The organism is Weizmannia sp. FSL K6-0777, from assembly GCF_038593185.1.
GTDB lineage: Bacteria > Bacillota > Bacilli > Bacillales > Bacillaceae_C > Weizmannia > Weizmannia faecalis.
Genome location: NZ_CP151971.1, coordinates 1,102,992 through 1,120,188, shown reverse-complemented (window position 1 = coordinate 1,120,188; position 17,197 = coordinate 1,102,992). Strand labels below are relative to the sequence as shown.

15 protein-coding genes are annotated in these 17,197 nt (G+C 45.6%); 5 read left to right on the top strand and 10 right to left on the bottom strand.

Features of this window, described 5'->3' with window-relative positions; all coding sequences use genetic code 11:
- Positions 1–26 precede the first annotated feature (26 nt).
- Both ggt and NST70_RS05095 read right to left on the bottom strand, forming a co-directional pair.
- A complete protein-coding gene (gene ggt / locus NST70_RS05100; protein WP_017551747.1) occupies positions 27–1,613 on the bottom strand; it encodes a gamma-glutamyltransferase in 1,587 nt (528 codons plus the stop codon).
- Positions 1,610–2,965, bottom strand: a complete 1,356-nt coding sequence (locus NST70_RS05095; RefSeq protein WP_026104646.1) for an MFS transporter — start codon at positions 2,963–2,965, stop codon at positions 1,610–1,612. Before NST70_RS05095 ends, ggt begins: the two co-directional genes overlap by 4 nt.
- A gap of 288 nt (positions 2,966–3,253) precedes the next feature.
- Between NST70_RS05095 and NST70_RS05090 the strand changes: the two genes are divergently transcribed.
- From NST70_RS05090 to NST70_RS05080, 3 genes are read left to right on the top strand one after another with little or no spacing between them, the layout of a single operon-like run.
- Positions 3,254–3,730 (top strand): Lrp/AsnC family transcriptional regulator, encoded by a 477-nt coding sequence (locus NST70_RS05090; RefSeq protein ID WP_110133888.1) that lies wholly within the window; start codon positions 3,254–3,256, stop codon positions 3,728–3,730.
- A gap of 12 nt (positions 3,731–3,742) precedes the next feature.
- Positions 3,743–4,342, top strand: coding sequence for a chromate transporter (locus NST70_RS05085; protein ID WP_110133887.1), 600 nt, complete (start codon positions 3,743–3,745; stop codon positions 4,340–4,342).
- Positions 4,339–4,878, top strand: coding sequence for a chromate transporter (locus NST70_RS05080; protein ID WP_061575090.1), 540 nt, complete (start codon positions 4,339–4,341; stop codon positions 4,876–4,878). Before NST70_RS05085 ends, NST70_RS05080 begins: the two co-directional genes overlap by 4 nt.
- A gap of 87 nt (positions 4,879–4,965) precedes the next feature.
- Here NST70_RS05080 and NST70_RS05075 read toward each other — a convergent pair whose 3' ends face one another.
- Positions 4,966–6,948 carry an acetoacetate--CoA ligase gene (locus NST70_RS05075; RefSeq protein ID WP_342475897.1) on the bottom strand — a complete coding sequence of 661 codons (1,983 nt, stop codon included), beginning with the start codon at positions 6,946–6,948 and terminating at the stop codon, positions 4,966–4,968.
- Positions 6,949–7,245: 297 nt separating this feature from the next.
- Here NST70_RS05075 and NST70_RS05070 point away from each other — a divergent pair, with 297 nt between their 5' ends.
- The gene (locus NST70_RS05070) at positions 7,246–7,455 is read left to right on the top strand and encodes a hypothetical protein (protein WP_019721868.1); all 210 of its coding nucleotides are present in this window, start codon (positions 7,246–7,248) and stop codon (positions 7,453–7,455) included.
- A gap of 59 nt (positions 7,456–7,514) precedes the next feature.
- On the opposite strand, the gene NST70_RS05065 is transcribed toward NST70_RS05070, so the two are convergent.
- The 4 genes from NST70_RS05065 to NST70_RS05050 form a co-directional block, all read right to left on the bottom strand.
- Entirely contained in the window at positions 7,515–7,757 is a 243-nt protein-coding gene (locus tag NST70_RS05065; protein WP_014095682.1) for a YkuS family protein, read from the bottom strand.
- Positions 7,758–8,085: 328 nt separating this feature from the next.
- Complete coding sequence (locus tag NST70_RS05060; protein ID WP_342475895.1) at positions 8,086–9,897, bottom strand: M3 family oligoendopeptidase; 1,812 nt, start codon at positions 9,895–9,897, stop codon at positions 8,086–8,088.
- A gap of 523 nt (positions 9,898–10,420) precedes the next feature.
- On the bottom strand, positions 10,421–11,647 hold the full coding sequence (locus NST70_RS05055) for an MFS transporter (RefSeq protein ID WP_342475893.1): 1,227 nt from the start codon (positions 11,645–11,647) through the stop codon (positions 10,421–10,423).
- 1,109 nt (positions 11,648–12,756) lie between these two features.
- Positions 12,757–14,097, bottom strand: a complete 1,341-nt coding sequence (locus NST70_RS05050; protein WP_035190301.1) for a C1 family peptidase — start codon at positions 14,095–14,097, stop codon at positions 12,757–12,759.
- 231 nt (positions 14,098–14,328) lie between these two features.
- On the opposite strand from NST70_RS05050, the gene NST70_RS05045 reads away from it, so the two are divergent.
- Positions 14,329–14,514, top strand: a complete 186-nt coding sequence (locus tag NST70_RS05045) for a hypothetical protein (RefSeq protein WP_013858831.1) — start codon at positions 14,329–14,331, stop codon at positions 14,512–14,514.
- A 365-nt stretch (positions 14,515–14,879) separates the two neighbouring features.
- On the opposite strand, the gene NST70_RS05040 is transcribed toward NST70_RS05045, so the two are convergent.
- The 3 genes from NST70_RS05040 to NST70_RS05030 form a co-directional block, all read right to left on the bottom strand.
- A complete protein-coding gene (locus tag NST70_RS05040; protein ID WP_017554202.1) occupies positions 14,880–14,969 on the bottom strand; it encodes an archaellin/type IV pilin N-terminal domain-containing protein in 90 nt (29 codons plus the stop codon).
- Between the two features lie 76 nt (positions 14,970–15,045).
- Positions 15,046–16,296, bottom strand: coding sequence for an ABC transporter permease (locus tag NST70_RS05035; RefSeq protein WP_014095686.1), 1,251 nt, complete (start codon positions 16,294–16,296; stop codon positions 15,046–15,048).
- The gene (locus tag NST70_RS05030; RefSeq protein ID WP_014095687.1) at positions 16,289–17,188 is read right to left on the bottom strand and encodes an ABC transporter ATP-binding protein; all 900 of its coding nucleotides are present in this window, start codon (positions 17,186–17,188) and stop codon (positions 16,289–16,291) included. Before NST70_RS05030 ends, NST70_RS05035 begins: the two co-directional genes overlap by 8 nt.
- Positions 17,189–17,197: the final 9 nt, after the last annotated feature.

Sequence of the window (17,197 nt, the reverse complement as noted above, 5' to 3'; positions counted from 1 at the left end):
ATCGAAGTCAAGGCAGAAACCATATACTACCAGCCAATGGCAGCCCCATCACAGCGCGGGTCTGTTCCGCCGATTCTAAAGCCGTGTTCGTTAATTTGGATCATATGGGCATGCCCCATTACGCCATCATATGCAGAAACTTTTCGGACAACATGCCCGGCTTTTGAAAGCGCATTGCATACCTCACTGCCCACTCTTTCTTCAACTTTTAATTCTTCCGTTGGTTCTCCCCACGTCCTCCCCCAAACCCATCGTGGTGCAGATACGGCCTGCTGAGGGTTCATGCCATAGTGAACAACTCTTGTGATCAGGGCCGTTTGGGTCTGCGGCTGGCCTTCCCCTCCCTGTGTGCCATATAAAATGCTTGGTTTCCCATCCAAAAACGCCATCGCAGGCATTAATGTATGGAAAGTGCGCTTATGTGGTTCCAAAGTATTCACATGGCCTGCATCCAAAGAGAAAAACGACCCTCTGTTTTGCATTAAAATACCGGTTGAACCCGCTACAAATGCTGAACCGAATTCGAAATAGAGGCTTTGAATAAAAGAAACCGCATTCCCTTCATCATCCACTACTGCTGCGTAGGCTGTGTCCCTCCCTAACGGTTCCGCGTTATATTCCATCGCACGATCCCAATTGATTTCTTCTGCAAGCTTTGCTGCATATGTTTTGCTGAGTAATTTTTCCAGCGGAACAGGGGAAAATTCCGGGTCCGTCAAAACTTCATTCCGATCTTGAAATACTTTTTTCAATGTTTCGATTAAAATATGGTAATATTCATAAGATCCATGTTCGATCAACGTGAAATCAAAATTTTCCAATATATTGAGTGCCATTAACGCTGAAAACCCTTGAGAATTTGGCGGAGCTTGATAAATTTGGTAATCATGATAGTGGGTAAAAATCGGATCGGTCCAGTTTCCATAATGGTCAGCGAAATCGTCAACCAGCAAGTAGCCGCCGTCCGCTTTCATTGCCGCAACAATCTCTTTTGCAATCGGCCCTTTATAAAAAACATCTCTCCCTTTTTCTGCTATTTTCATAAGTGTGCGGCCCAACTCTTTTTGAACAAATTTCTGCCCGATTTGCGGCACTTTTCCATTGGGAAGATAGATGTCGGAAGTGCGTTTTGTTTTCATTAAAATGGCACGGGCCATCACTGTATTTTTGTACTGGTCAGGGGACAGCGGAAAACCGTTCCATGCATATTCAATTGCCGGCTCCAGCACTTCCTTGAGGGTAAACTTGCCGTATTCTTTTAAAATGGCGTCCCAACTGTCTGCCATTCCGGGAACAGTAATGGCACTTCTGGCGCCTCTTAAAGGAATCTTGTCCTCATTTGCATAATTTTCCCGTGTGACACAATAGCCTGATCGGCCGCTTCCATTATATGCCCGGATCACGCGATCGGAATGGTGCCATGTGAGCCAAAAGGAATCCCCGCCCAACCCTGTCATATGCGGATAAACAACAGCCAGGCATGCACTAACAGCGACGGCTGCATCAAAGGCATTTCCTCCTTTTTCCAGGATTCTTGCACCTGCGGCCGAGGCAAGGTAGTGGGGGCTGACAATCATTGTTTTTGTACCGATTTTCGGGTCGTTTAATTTCATGGATTTTCCCTCCCTGGAACAAATTTGGCTTCATATCGTTGTGTTCGCCTTTGCTTTTTAACCGCTGCTTTAAAAGGTTGTCCATCAGAAAATAAGAAAAGAAAGCCGCCAAATAGCAATAATATCCCTGACAGATAGAAACCAATTTCCATGTTTCCTGTGACTTCAGCTAAATAGCCTGTTATATATGGCGCGAAAATAGAGGATAACATACCTGCAAAATTAAAAATTCCAAAAACCCTTGCATACATAGCAGATGAAGTATGATCTGCGATAAAAGAAATTAAAACCGGATCAAGCGCCAGCTTTCCAATTAATCCGTAAACAACCAATCCGGCAATCATGAAAGAAAAACTGTCGGAATACGGAACAATAAATTGGCAAATCGTCCCTAAGACTGCCAGTGTGAAAACCATTATTTTCTTGTTTTTGATTTTGTCCGACAAGTATCCGAAAAACAGCGCACCCGGAATCGAGGACCAGGGAACCAAAGAAGCGATCACACCTGTCTGTGATCCCGGAACCCCCCGTTCTGTTTGCAAATAATAAGGAAGCCAGGTCATCATACTGAAAAATCCATACAATGAACAGAAAATGAGTACATACGTGATGAGATGATTTTTGCTAAACAGTTCCCTTACATTTTCGGGTTCCGTGACACCTGTTCCCGTTGGTTTGATCCTGGAACGGCGATGAGGATCTTTAATCAACAGCCCCATCAGGATGGCGACGAGCACCGTCAAAATACCGAATACATAAAAGGAAAACTGCCAATCTTTTTTTAGTGTAAACGTAAAGTAGCTGGAAGCAATAAATCCGAGCGATATCCCAACAGCCATCCCACTGTTTATCAATGCCGAAGAGATTCCCCGGTATTTTTGAGAAATGGCAACGGATGAAATCGCGTACTGGGGCCCATAGTAGGTGCCTTCGCCCAGGCCGGTGACAAATCTAATCATTAGAAAAGCAAGCAGCCCCGGTGCCATTCCGCTCATTATGGTCCCGACACCAAACAGAATATAGCCTGAAACCAATACTTTTACCCTGCCGATACGGTCTGCTAAAAATCCTGCAGGGATCTGCATGGCAGCATAAGCCAGAAAAAATATGGTTGACATTAAACCCAGTTCACTTTTAGATAAACCCCAATCATCCTGAATAACTCCCATCACCGGCGACAATATATTCCGATCCGCATACATAAAAGCCCAGCCTAAAGCAAATAACACAACGTAAACAACAGGATGCCTCTTTTTCAAATGAACTGCCTCCCCTTTTTCTTTAGTATTGTAATGTTTTCTTACATAGATTTCGTTATGTTTCTTTTTATTTCTTATGATGTTATTAAACATAACATGAAAAATTTTGTCAATATTTCACTTTTTCTGCTCACGCGATGTTTCCGTCTTTTTTCCTTCAAAAAGAAGGGAACGCACCCCATTCTATTTCGTTTAGAAAGAAAAGCCTTATTTGTAATCGCAACCAATGGAAATTTGTAAAAATTTCAAAACTACTTTTTTACGTTCTGTCACTTATTTTGCAAAATTGATTGTATTTCGTTCGCTTTTTCAGTATATTAATATATATAGATACTTACAGATTAGAATTTGCTTACATTTTGAAATAAAGGAGAGGAGTCTATGCCCAGGCAATATGATGGTGCTGCCGTTCAGCTGGATGAAATTGACCGCCAAATCATTCAGCTTTTAAACGGAAATGGCAGAGTTTCGTTTACAGATTTGGCAAAAGAAATCAAACTTTCCCGTGTGGCTGTTCAATCACGCGTCCATTCCCTCGTTGAAAATGGTGTGATTGAATGTTTTACCGCTGTCGTGAACCCTGAAAAAATCGGCCTTCACCAGTCCGCTTTTTTTAATGTTGAAGTAGAACCGAAACATTTACAGGAAGTGGCCGAAATATTGGCCAAAGATCCGGCGGTTTCAAGCCTTTATCATATGTCAGGCCCCAGCAAACTTCATATGCACGGCTTATTTAAAGACAACGAGGAAATGGAACTGTTTCTTAAAGAACGGTTATATCCGTTGCCTGGCATTATGAGCGTCGATTGCCAGATTTTACTCAAACGTTATAAAAGCCGAATAGGAATGAAACTGTAAGGGGGTTGCACTATGGAAAAACAGCAAAATGCTTATGCCCAGCTTGCCATGGCGATGCTGCGGACCGGCATTCTCGGCTATGGCGGCGGCCCGTCTGTCATGCCGCTTTTCCGGTATGAGGCGGTGACAAGGTACAAATGGCTGGATGACGACGAATTCGGGGAAACATTGGCAATCGCAAACGCGCTCCCGGGCCCGATTGCAACAAAAATGGCCGCTTACCTCGGTTACAAGTTGAAAAAGACAACCGGCGCCGTGTTCGCCATTTTATTCCATATTCTTCCGAGCAGCATCGCCATGATTGCGTTGCTGTCGCTTGTATCGGTATTAAGCCATTCAAAGATTGTGGCCGGAATGATCGCAGGGGTCATGCCGGTTGTTGCCGTTATGCTTGGCCAGATGGCTTACGATTTCGGGGAAAAAACGGTCAAGGGCCTTGGGAAGGTTTTCGGAATCGCGATGTTTGTTATTTCCTTTCTCCTGCTTGAAACGATCCATCTCCATCCGGCTATTGTCATTCTGATTTTTCTTGCGTACGGAAGCATCCACTTTCGACTCGTTGCAAAATGGAGGAGAGATGAAAAAAAGAAGAAAAAGGATGAAGCGGGATGATCTGGTTCCAATTGATGCTCGGTTTTTTCATTGCAAATATCCTTGGCTACGGCGGGGGGCCTTCCTCCATTCCATTGATGTACCATGAAATTGTGACGCATTACGGATGGCTGAACGACAGCGAATTTTCCAATATGCTGGCACTCGGCAATGCACTCCCAGGCCCGATTGCGACAAAAATTGCCGCATTCGTCGGCTATGGAGCGGGCGGGTGGACAGGACTGTTAGCGGCTCTTGCCGGAACGATATTGCCGTCTGCCGTTGCATTGATTGTGTTGCTGAAAGTATTGCACAAATACCGCCAGTCTCCTGTTGTGAAAGGGATGTCCCTGCTTGTGCAGCCGGTCATCACCATTATGATGGTGGTGCTGACGTGGCAGATGGCGAAAAGTTCTTTCAGCCAAATCGGCATCTGGCAGTCACTTGGCATCGCCGCCGTCGCTTTCTGGGCCATGAATATCCGGAAAGTTCACCCTGCCCTTGTTATTTGCGCGGCATTCATCTATGGCGGCATTGTGCTTCAGCATATAGTGTAACGGAATAGAAGGAGAAAGTTCGCCACACATTTTTCTTTAAAAAACCTGGATGCCTGCTTCATCAGGCATCCAGGTTTTTTACTATGTTCACTTTTCCCGGCCGTTTAGCGTTTGGGCGAGTTCAATAAAGAAGTCGAGTGCTTCCGGATTGGCCATTGAGCCCCTGTTCACGACTTTATCGACCGGGAAGCCGAGCAATATTTTACGGATCGGGACTTCCAGTTTCTTCCCGCTCAATGTTTTTGGAATTTGTTCAACTTCATAAATTTCATCCGGGACAAAGCGTGGCGAAACTTTCGCCCGGATTTCGGTTTTGATGCGGTTTTTCAATGTCTCATCCATATGCCGGCCCTGCTTCAGGACGACAAATAGCGGCATGAACGATTGCCTGCCGAGATGTTCAAGGTCGATGACAAGGCTCTCGATAATTTCATCAATGCCTTCGACCGCCCGGTAAATTTCGCTCGTGCCCATGCGGACGCCCTGGCGGTTAATTGTGGAATCGGAGCGGCCATAAATGACACAGCTGCCTTTTTCATCAATCTTGATCCAGTCCCCGTGCCGCCATACCCCCGGATAGACATCAAAATAACTTTCGAAGTAACGTTTGTTGCCTTCATCCCCCCAAAAATACAGCGGCATTGACGGCATCGGATCACAAATCGCCAGTTCCCCGACTTCATTCACAACCGGCTTGCCTTCCTCGTCAAATGCCTGAATATTTGCGCCCAGCCCGCGCGTCTGGATTTCGCCGGCATAAACCGGCAAAACAAGCGACCCGCCGACAAATGCGGTGCAAAGGTCCGTCCCCCCGCTTGTCGAAACCACCCATAAATCCGCTTTGACATTTTCGTAACACCAAATGAAACCTTCTGCCGTAAGCGGGGATCCCGTTGACAAAATTGCTTTCAGACGGGATAAATCATGTTTTTCCTTCGGCTTGACGCCGGATTTCATGCATCCACTAATGTACCCCGCACTTGTGCCGAAGTGGGTCATGCCGGTTTTTTCCGCCAAATCCCATAATGCATCCATATCCGGATATGCCGAGCTGCCATCGTACAGGACGACCGTCGCCCCGGCCAGCAGGTTGCCGATTAAAAGATTCCACATCATCCAGCCGGTTGTGGTGAACCAAAAATACACATCATCCGGCTCCACCCCTTGTTCGACTTTTAAAATTTTCAAGTGTTCCAAAAGGATGCCGCCCTGTCCCTGGACGATCGGTTTCGGCAGGCCGGTTGTGCCGGATGAAAATAAAATCCACAGCGGGTGATCAAACGGTACAGGTTCAAACGCGAGTTTAGCTTCTTCTTTCAGCACTTCCTTAAAGGAGACCGTGCTGCTGTCCGGTTTTATCTCTCCAAAATCCATATAAGGCACCACGATGGTTTTCTTTAATGTTGGAAGTGACGACTGCAGTTCCGTGATGTTTTTTCGTTTGTCAAAAATCCTGCCGTTATAGGAATAGCCGTCAACAGCAAATAAAACAGCCGGTTCGATTTGTTTAAACCGCTCAATGACGCTCTCATTGCCAAAGTCCGGGGAACACGATGACCAGACCGCGCCAATGGAGGCACATGCTAGGAAAGCGATCACCGTTTCCGGCATACTTGGCATATATGCCACCACCCGGTCTCCTTTTTGGACGCCAAGTTTTTTCAGGTACTGCGCCGTCTTTGCTGTTTTTTCCTTCAGTTCCTGCCAGCTGACTTCCCTTTGGCGGACGGTTTCCGATTGGAAAATGAGCGCAGGCTTATGCTTTCTGCTGTTTCGGAAAACGTGCTCGGCGTAGTTGAGCGTAGACCCGGTGAACCATTCGGCGCCAGGCATTGTCCTCGATTTCAAGACTTGTTCATACGGCGTATGGGATATGACACCACAGTATTCCCAAATGCTTTTCCAAAACGGTTCCAGCTGATCCACGGACCATTTCCAAAGATCCTGGTGGTGCTGAAATGTTAAACCGTATTCTTTTTCCAACCATTTACGGTAACGGGTAACCCCTGCTTTTTCAATCCGCTCCCTTGACGGCTGCCATAATAATGCCCCTTCTGTGACCGTCTTCACTCGAGTTCCTCCCCATCTGCGTGATGTATTTTGTAAGCGTTATCTTTTACTATTTTACCAAGACATGAAATATTTCGTCAACGAATGAAAAGGCGTTTCATGGAAAATGGGGGAAGGCCCTGCACGCTTCTTGCCTCTTCTTGGATCATACAAAATGTCAAATAGCAGCTATGTTCTTGGCGCTTTTTTCGTCCCGTTATGTTTCTCCAGTTCCGTTGCAGAACCATCATTTGGGCAGGCGGCCGTATAAAACTTTCCCGGATACATATGCTATTGGCTGTACGAGGAGGTGATTTTGTGGGAAACCAGAAGAATAACAACCAAAAGAACAACAGCCAGCAAAACAAAAATAATATTGCGGAAGATGTAAAAAATACGGCAGGTGCCGCTTTTCATGCTGTCCATAAAGGGCTGGAAACGACAGAAGATGTGGCGATGAACGCTGTGGATGCAACTTCAAATGCAGTCAACAATGTGACGGGCGGATCGCAAAACAATAAAAAATAAAAAGTGCCGGGAAATGGGCGCTTTTTGCAAATGTAAAAGGCCGGGGGTATCCCGGCCTTTTACATTCTGCTCGCCACTTCTTTTACAATATCTTCAGCAGACATGCCTTTTGCATCAATGACAGGCGCCTTTGTCATCGTGTCATTGATCCCCATTGCGTTCATCTCGCTGCCGGTTACAACACAGCAGTCACAACCTTGTACATCTTGTTCGTTCTTAATGGTTTTCACTTCATATCCTTTATCGCGCAGCGCTTCCTGGACATTTGTCAAAGCCTCTTCTACACCGATTATTACAGCCATGGTTAACACCTCCCTCTTTTTTATCGTACCCATCTGATTTTAGAAAAAACATGTTTTTTCCCCGGCCGCAGACGGATGCTTTTTATTTTATAATGGTGCTGAGAATCCGGTTGATTTCTGTATCATGTCTCCCGGTTTTACTGAAATAGCCGATATCTTTTTGGCACACGTCAATTCCCGTGCGGCGGCAGCAAAAATATTTTTGTGTTCTTCCGCTTTTCATTTGTATATTTAAAAATCCTCTCCGCATTTTTGAATACATTCATCATGCCCCGTATTGAAAAGCCGCACAGTTTTGCCAACTGTGCGGCTTTTTTGGCGTGCGCCTTTACTTGCCGAGCAATTCGTCCGAAAGCCGGATAAATTCGCGGGCATCTTCTGCCATAAGGTTAATGCCGGCTGCCCAGAAGTCCGGTTTTGTCAGATCAACGCCAAGATGTTTTTTGGCAAGATCTTCCACCTTCATCCGGCCGGTATCGCGCAAAAGGGCAATATATTTGTCTTCAAAGCCATCTGGATTCTTCAAAAATTCGGCGTAAATGCCAAGGCTGAATAAATAACCGAATGTGTATGGAAAATTGTAGAACGGCACATCGTCAATAAAGAAGTGAAGCTTGCTGCACCAGAAATGCGGGTGATAGCCGGACAAGCTGTCAGCATACGCTTCTTTTTGCGCCTTTTCCATCAGTTCATTGAGCCTTTGTTCGGACACAATGCCTTTTGAACGCTCTTCGTAAAAACTTTTTTCAAACAGGAATCGGGCATGGATGTTTAAAAACATAGCCGTTGCATTTTCAAGCTTTGCATTTAATAAAGAAACCTTTTCTTCCTTTGACTTTGCATTGGCAACAGTCGCATTGCCGATGATCGTTTCTGCAAAGGTGCTCGCAGTTTCGGCCACGTTCATCGCGTATTCGCGGTTCAAACGCGGCAAATCGCGCATGACATGGCTGTGAAATGCGTGGCCGAGTTCGTGCGCCAACGTGCTTGCATCATTTGTGGAGCCGGTAAATGTCATAAAAATCCGCGACTCTTCAAACTCCGGCAGACTGGTACAATAGCCGCCCGGGCGTTTATTCGGCCGGTCTTCCGCCTCTACCCAGCGGTTTTCAAGGGCGTGTTTCGCAAATGCAGACAGTTTCGGCCCGAAAGAAGCAAAATGTTGGATGACAAAATCGCACGCTTCATCATATGTAAATCGGGCCGGTTTCATATCGCCGAGTGCAACCGGCGCATCAACATCCTGCCAGCCGAGTTTTTCCATCCCGAAAATTTTTGCTTTTTGGTTGAGAAAGTCGACAAACGGCTGCTTGTTTTCAGAAACGGCTTTCCACATCGCATGAAGCGTGTCTTCAGACATCCGGTTGTATTCAAGCGGCTCTTCGAGAAAAGACTTCCTGCCATGGGCTTTTTGCAGCGTAATCCGGTACCCGTCCAGGTGGTTGAGCGTATCGGCAAAAACCGGCGCATATTTTTCCCATGCCGCTTCCCAGTTTTCGAACAGCTGTTTGCGCACTTCCGGATCCGGGTCGGCATACATCCGGTTCATCGCCTGGCCGACGGATAAGGATACCGTCTTGCCTTCTTTGTCCGTAAACGGGATTGTCATAACGGAAACAGCTGTGTCATACAATCTGCTCCAGCCGGCCAGCCCGTCCTGGTTGAGATCGGCAATCAGCTTTTCCTCTTCTTCCGACAAGAGCCGTTTTCCTTCATCGCGCGTTTCATTGAGGGCAAAGGAGACTTCGCTCAATTCCTTGTCCTGTAAAAACTTTTTCCAGTCTTCGTCCGAAATGGCCACCAGTTTTTTCTGAAAAGTGGTCCCGAGCTTTTGCATCTCGCTGTACAAATCCATGATTTGGCCCATCACGACATTTGCATAGTCATCATCCATATAGGCATCATGCCACATTTGCACAAATGTCGCAGACTGGCTGAGCCCTTTTTCGATCTCTTCCTGTTTTTTCAGGATGGCTTTAAACGGCTCCGGAGACGGGTCTTTCGAAAATGCCCATCCGTCGAGTCGGCTTTTGTATTGCCCGATTTCTTCTTTCAGCCCGCGCAGTTTTTCCTGCAATTCCGGCGATTTTGTGCCGCCCGGAATAACGGCATCCAGATCCCAAGTATTCTTATATTTCATATTTGCAACTCCTTTCTTTCTTCCATTTTACAGGGTACCGCACAAAATACCAATATATTTACAATCACGGTAAAAAATTTCAGGGCCGGATCCTTATCAGGGAGATGTTTCGCATTTTTAAAATCAGAATTGAGATTAAACATGATAACTGCTCCGCTTCCTGATGTATCCCTTTTTCATCCATCCGGAATCGAATCCTTCCCGTGAAAATTTTCGCCTTTTAAAAATCGGAACATGATAACTGTCCCGTTTCCTGATACCTCCCCTTTTTCATCCATCCGGGGTCGAATCCTTTTCGGGGAAATGTTTCGCCTTTTAAAAACCGGGATTGAAATTAAACATGTTAACTACTCCGCTTCCTCTCCCCTTTTTCACTCTCCTCCGGCAAGTTATAATCACTGCTTTTGCCCCTTTTTCACCCGGCAGTTTTTTGCCGGTTGTCGTTAATGGGACTTACTGAGCATCATTCGTGCATCACACCAGTTTTATAGCCGGGCCGTTCCGTTATTTTTCCGGCTGGTGTTTAGGATGAAGAAGTGAAGCTTTCTTGATTCGTAAATGCTAATTTTTTTCCTCTAAATCGAAAGAAAAACACAACCCCGAGCACGATCTCCAGTAAAGCAGCAAGTGGCGTTACAGACCTCAATCCAAGATACTGAATGATAACCCCTGTCAGAAAAGCGCCAAATTGCATGGAGACCATGCTGCAAGTATTCCAAAGCCCAAAAACTCTCCCTCTAAGATTGCTTTCAACATGTGTTTGCATCACATGCCGTTCGAACGGGACAATGAATCCGCCGACAAAAGCATGTAAGACCATAATGAAAGTGCCTTCAAACAAATTATTGGAAAGCCCAAACACAGCCCAGCTTAATCCCATTAAGATATAACTATAGCCATACCGGTGAATATTTTTGAAAAAAATTTTATTATTGGCAATCCAAAGACCCAAAATGACAGAAGTCAAACCTTCTCCAACGTATAACATGCTAATGCCGATAGGGGGAACATGATAAATATGGTTTACCATTTGTTGAATCATCAGGTTAAAAGACCCGACAATTAAGCCCCCTGTTAAGGCAAAAAGCAATACATATCTGATGTAAATTTGCTTTTTTACCACGGATAAGCCAATCTTTAGTTCGCTGAGAAAGTTTCTTTCCTTTGGCTTTATTTGGGAATTTTTTAAATTCAATGTCCACATGGTGATGCCGGCGTAAATAAAAGATAAAGATGTTAAGATCCAGAAGACATTTAGATTGAGCAATGTTACCAAAACCCCGCCGGAAGCTGCACCGATTAAGCGAATCAAACTGGTCAAAGAAAAGTTCAATGAATTCGCAATGATCAAGTCTTCTTCTTTCATGATTTCCGGAATAATGGTTTGTCTCGCAACGGTAGTCAAAGATGAGAGAACGCCGATAAAAAACCTGATCACAAAGAAAAAAATCCAAGCTGCCCAACCGTCGAACACGGGCACAAGTATAAAAAGGGCATATAGCGGCGATTTCAGCAGTTCAGATACTACAATGATTTTCTTGGTATCCATTCTATCAATAAGCCCGCCTAATAGAAAACTCATCGCAATCGGCACTAAACCGCTTACAGCCCACAGCGTCCCTAACTGCAATCCATTATCCGTTATTTTCCCTAAAAGGACGAGCATTGAAATAAAGGAACCCCATGTTGTTAATCCTGTAACGGTAGTCGTTGCCAATAACTTTCTATAGTCGGGGAAATGCTTTAACACTCGTATAATATCATTGTTTTTTTTCATCGCATGATCAAGTCCGAACTATTTTCATATTTCATTCAATTTCAACCCCTTTTTCCATTTTACAAGGCGGGGGAAAATTTTCCAATATTAGAACAGTCGTTTTCAGTAGCTTTCCAGGGAGATATTTTGTATTTTTAAAAAATTTAGAGGAGGCTGCCTTCCATTTTGGGGCGGGTCCGTTTCCGGGGCATTTTACATACTTTGGGTTCTTCCTTCAGATTGAGCTCGTCTACGTTAAGAAAGCGTGGAAAATTGACAGTGTTCCTTCACATAGAGGGCGTCTATGTTAAGGAAGCATGAAAAAACGAAGGCCTTTCTTCACATAGAGCCCGTCTACGTTAAGGAAGCAAGCAAAATTGACGGCCTTCCTCAACTTAGAGTCCGTCTATGTTAAGAAAGCATGAAAAAACGTGACCCTTCCTTCACATAGAGCCCGTCTACGTTAAGAAAGCAAGCAAAATTGACGGCCTTCCTTAACTTAGAGGGCGTCTACGTTAAGAAAGCACGGAAAATTGACGGCCTTCCTTCACATAGAGGGCGTCTACGTTAAGGAAGCATGAAAAAACGAAGACCTTTCTTAACTTAGGGCCCGTCTATGTTAAGGTAGTGCGGAAAATTGAATGCCTTCCTTCACATAGAGCGTGTCTATGTTAAGGAAACGCGCAAAAAAATCAATGTTCCTTAACGTAGAACCCGTCTACGTTAAGGAAGCACGAAAAAACGAGGCTCTTTCTTCACATAGAGGGCGTCTACGTAAAGAAAGCATGAAAAAACGTGGCCCTTCCTTCACATAGAGCCCGTCTATGTTAAGAAAGCAAGCAAAATTGACGGCCTTCCTTAACTTAGAGCTCGTCTATGTTAAGGAAGCACGGAAAATTGACGGCCTTCCTTAACTTAGAGCCCGTCTATGTTAAGAAAGCACGAAAAATTGAAGGTCTTCCTTCACTTAGAGCCCGTCTACGTTAAGAAAGCAAGCAAAAACGAGGCTCTTCCTTCACTTAGAGCCCTTAGAGCCCGTCTACGTAAGGAAGCTCAGCAAGCCCTACTTAAAAAGCGCGGCTGATGGCAACCGCGCCCTTTGTTTAATGCATCCAGGCAAGAGACCCCATCGGATCCCAAGGTTTCAGGACAATCGGATCTTGTTCCCATGCTTTTTGCAAATCCTCTGGCAAATATTTTTTGTCAATGACGATTTGGTACGTATATTCATCCATCCAGGCGTCACTCATGACAAAATAACCGTCTTTGCCCACTTTTTCACCCCAGCTGTTTTCCACTTTCCATCTGTCCGGTTTGCCGTCAATGAGGTTGACACCGGTCAATACCATTGCGTGCGTCATTATGCTGTCTTTATAATCGAGCCGTTCCGCTTTGGTCATGCCGAACGAAAATCCGAAAGCTTTTTCCAAATCGAAAAGGCTGGTATCCATGATGCCTTCATTCCGGTCTGATGACGCGGCAACATCACAGCCGAACCAGACGCTACGGTTATCCTTCAGCTGTTTTACGGCCAGCGATTTAAAGGTTTCGATATCAACATTTAAATATTTGACCGGTTTGCCGCCAACCACATTGCCCAAATACTGCACCGTATACGTTTTGCCGTACGGTTTGTCGCTTGTTGGCGCATTGATAATGCTGATGTATTGGTCGAGATCAAATCCGACGTATTTCTCAAAAAATGCCTGTGGTGTAATGTTTTGCTCGCGATGGAACAGTTTGTCGGTATCGCGGAATTCAAAATCAAACGTCTTCGGCGGCTCACCGAGTGCAAAGGCCAGCAATTTGTAAACTTCTGCAAGCATGCCTTCTTTCGCCTGCCGCAATTCTTCTTCCGGCTGTCCTGCTGCGTGCATTTTTCTTAGTTTCACCGCATCTTCGCGGAGCTTGGCATTTAAAAGCGAATTGAGTTCGCGCGAGTTGCTGCTGTTAAAGGTTTCCGGCATAACCTGTTTTGGCACAACGCCGTATTTTTTAATGAGCGCGACGAGCATATCCCACTGCCCGCCGTCCTGCTGCGGGGTTTCAAGCAGCCAGGAAATGAGCCGTCCTTCCACAGGTTCGTCTGCGGTTTCAATCATCGTTTCCAGGAAGTAATTGGCTTTTTCAAATTTGTCCCAGAAATTCGTATAGTTTTGCGAAAGCTCAAAGTCTTTCAATCTGAATTTGGCATTTAACTTATGCGTAAACGTATTTAAGGCGGCAAACATCCAGCAGCGCCCGCTTTGTTTCTGATTTGACACTTTTCCCGTTTCAATTTCGTGGGAGAATACGTGATTCATAGAAACCACAGCATCATTGTTGATTGTCGCGGCCTTCAATCCGTTTTTCATCATTGCATTTTGAATCACTTTGTTTTGCGGCAGTTCGCGGATTTGCTGGGAAAACCGCTCCGCCATTTCCCGTGTAATGTCTTTTGCCATTTAAATCTTCCTTTCCAGTAAGTTCTTTTTTATTATACGCCTTTTTCAATCAGATAAGACAATTTTGCGTTTTGGAAAAGCATGCCTTTCTGAAACGGGACACGGTTCGGTGATTTTTCCTTTGCATTTCCGCTGTGCGGTGAGGAAGGGTTTTTCGTCCGCTTCTTTCACACGTTTTTCGAAATTATGGTATGCTGTTTTACGAGAAAGACTCAAACGGGGTGATGGCAGATGAGTGAAGAAAAGGATTATGAAACAAAAGGTTATGATACAAGTATTGTTTATGATTATAAAGAAATGCCCGACGTCCATCCGGGCCGCTGTGACAATTGTGGTTACAGCCACTTCAAGTCATCGGTCAAACATGGCGTGTTTTTGCGTGAATGCCGGAGATGCGGGATGAAAAAGAGCATTTAACAGGCAAAAGCGGACTTCCTGCAAATGGGAAATCCGCTTTCTTCAATTTAGCATCCGGGGCAGTCGGAATGATTTACGCAAATTCAGCTGCATCAAAATCGCCATTCGCAGAGATAAACCGCTCCCGTCTTCCTATTTCGCAGCATGGCTGTGAGCGTTCTGTTTTCGGAAAATTCACCCAAATTCACGGACGTTTCCGTACGTCTTTAAAGAGTTGCATACACATCCGGATGGGGCCTTAGCACAAGCAGAAGCGCCTGTTCGTTCCGGTGCGTATTTTGTCTTTCAACACGCAATCCTTGCCGCCGAGTCATAAAAAATTTTGGGCAGCCCGGACCTTTATCGCTCATCTATGTAATACGGCTTTATTTGCTGAACCAAATAAAGTAACCGGCAAGCACCACGACGATAAGAAAAAGCACAATGGTACCAAAGACGACTCTTTTTGATTTCAAAAAAAACGCTCCCCTCTGCACGGACTTTCAGTTACATTCAGTATACCCATCAAGGGGAGAATTCAAACTGGCAGGCTTAGCCTTCTTTTGACATTTGCAGCGCCTTCAGAATATTTTTCAACGAATTGCTTTTGCCGTAAAGCAGCACGCCGCCGCGGTAGATGCGCGCACCTGCTATCGCCATGAACACAATCGTGACAACCATGACCGCAACGCCCGAAAGCCCGGCCCACACCGGCAAGTCGAGCATGCCCACCCGCAAAAACATGAGCATCGGTGTAAAAAACGGAATGTACGACAGAACGGTAATATAGCTGGCAGAAGGATTTCCAAGCCCGGCCATCGCAAGGAAGAACCCGATCATGACAAGAAACGTCATCGGCATCATCATCTGCTGGGCATCTTCAATCCGGCTGACAAGCGAGCCGAGAAAAGCTGCCAAAGTGGCATACAGCAAATATCCGAGCAGGAAAAACACCACAGCGTACACAATCGTTGACATCTTTATATCCGAAAATCCAAATACAGAAAAAAAGCCGCCCGTCAAGTGATTGATATTTTGTTTGATGGTCGCGTATGCTGCGGCAAGGAGCACCGCCATCTGTGTCAAGCCGAGCAGGGCGCCGCTGATGATTTTCGCAAACATCTGCTGCACTGGCGGGACGCTCGAAATTAAGATTTCCATTACCCGTGAAGCTTTTTCAGTCGCCACTTCCATTCCGACTGCACTGGCGTAAAAAATGACCGCGAAATAAATCGCAAACAGCAAAATATAGACAAGCCCCCTCGCCTGCGCCAGTTCTGCTTCGGATTTTGCATCCCGCTCCAGATTGATGCTCTTAAAGGATGCGGGGCTGTTTAAAAGTGAGAGCTCTGCAGAAGAAAGCTTCAGTTTTCCTGCCGCCATATTGCTTTTTACAGCCTGCAGCGCCTGCTCCAAACTGTCCGTAGTCCCGGTATCGGCAAGATTCGGGGCTTTATAGACTGCTTTCGGCATGCCAGCTGCGTCAAGCGATAAAACAACATACCCTTCATATTTTTCCTTTAATACTTCTTTCCGCAACGCACTTTCGCTTTTTTCGGCCTGCACAAGCCGGATATCTTTATCAACGGTTTTTAATTGCTGCTTAAGCGGCCCGTACAGCGTGTTCGTCTCATCCAAAACCGCAACCTTTTTCTGCTTGCTGCCGGCAAACATATCGATCATCCGGTTTATGTTTCCCATCAGCAGGACAGCAACAAGCAAAATAGCCGTCGTGATCACAAAGGATTTTGTTTTTAGTTTTGACATGTAGGCATGACCGATTAAAATGCCGAACCTATTCATAGGAAGCCCCCACCTTTTCTATGAAAATATCGTTTAGAGATGGTTCTTCAAGCGCAAACTTGCGGATGAAACCTTTTCCGTTGATTTCATCTAAAATTTTTTGCGCCGCTTCCATCCGGTCAATTTGCAGCTCTGCCCCGAGCGCCGTTTTCTTAAATCGGACGACCCCCGGGAAGGCACGTAAAAATGCCAGATCAAAATCAGCATGGATCACGACATTTTGTTTCCCAAATGCACGTTTGACCGCTCTCAGTTCACCATGCACAACCGGGCTGCCATGATGCATAATGCACAAATGCTCACAAAGTTCTTCAACATGTTCCATCCGGTGGCTTGAAAACACAATGGTCGCGCCCTGATCCCGCAGTTCTGCGACCGCTGTTTTTAACGTTTCCACATTGACCGGGTCAAGGCCGCTGAAGGGCTCATCTAAAATCAGCAGCTTCGGCTTATGTAGAACAGCAGCGATAAACTGGATCTTCTGCTGGTTTCCTTTTGACAGTTCTTCCACCCGTTTATCCAAATATTCTTCGACATGAAAACGGCCAAGCCAGTATTTTAGTTCTTTCACCGCATCCTGCTTGCCCATCCCGCGCAGCCGTGCAAGATAAACAAGCTGGTCTTTTACTTTTAATTTTGGATACAGCCCGCGTTCTTCCGGCAGATACCCGATTTCTGGGCTCAATGTGTAATCCATTTTGCGCCCGTTCCAGGAGATGTTTCCTTCATTCGGCTTTAATAGACCAAGGATCATCCGGAAAGTCGTCGTTTTTCCTGCTCCGTTTGCCCCTAAAAACCCGAACAGCTCCTTTTCCGGGATCATTAACGACAAATCGTTTACCGCTGTAAACGCGCCAAATTTTTTCGTCACATGTTCCAACACCAAGGACATGATTTCCCC

Excerpts from the sequence above, each read along its gene's own strand:
- ggt (WP_017551747.1), bottom strand. The coding sequence starts at position 1,613 with ATGAAATTAAACGACCCGAAAATCGGTACAAAAACAATGATTGTCAGC.
- NST70_RS05095 (WP_026104646.1), bottom strand. The coding sequence starts at position 2,965 with ATGTTTAATAACATCATAAGAAATAAAAAGAAACATAACGAAATCTAT.
- NST70_RS05090 (WP_110133888.1), top strand. The coding sequence starts at position 3,254 with ATGCCCAGGCAATATGATGGTGCTGCCGTTCAGCTGGATGAAATTGAC.
- NST70_RS05085 (WP_110133887.1), top strand. The coding sequence starts at position 3,743 with ATGGAAAAACAGCAAAATGCTTATGCCCAGCTTGCCATGGCGATGCTG.
- NST70_RS05080 (WP_061575090.1), top strand. The coding sequence starts at position 4,339 with ATGATCTGGTTCCAATTGATGCTCGGTTTTTTCATTGCAAATATCCTT.
- NST70_RS05065 (WP_014095682.1), bottom strand. The coding sequence starts at position 7,757 with ATGGCTGTAATAATCGGTGTAGAAGAGGCTTTGACAAATGTCCAGGAA.
- NST70_RS05060 (WP_342475895.1), bottom strand. The coding sequence starts at position 9,897 with ATGAAATATAAGAATACTTGGGATCTGGATGCCGTTATTCCGGGCGGC.
- NST70_RS05050 (WP_035190301.1), bottom strand. The coding sequence starts at position 14,097 with ATGGCAAAAGACATTACACGGGAAATGGCGGAGCGGTTTTCCCAGCAA.
- NST70_RS05045 (WP_013858831.1), top strand. The coding sequence starts at position 14,329 with ATGAGTGAAGAAAAGGATTATGAAACAAAAGGTTATGATACAAGTATT.
- NST70_RS05035 (WP_014095686.1), bottom strand. The coding sequence starts at position 16,296 with ATGAATAGGTTCGGCATTTTAATCGGTCATGCCTACATGTCAAAACTA.
- NST70_RS05030 (WP_014095687.1), bottom strand. The coding sequence starts at position 17,188 with ATGTCCTTGGTGTTGGAACATGTGACGAAAAAATTTGGCGCGTTTACA.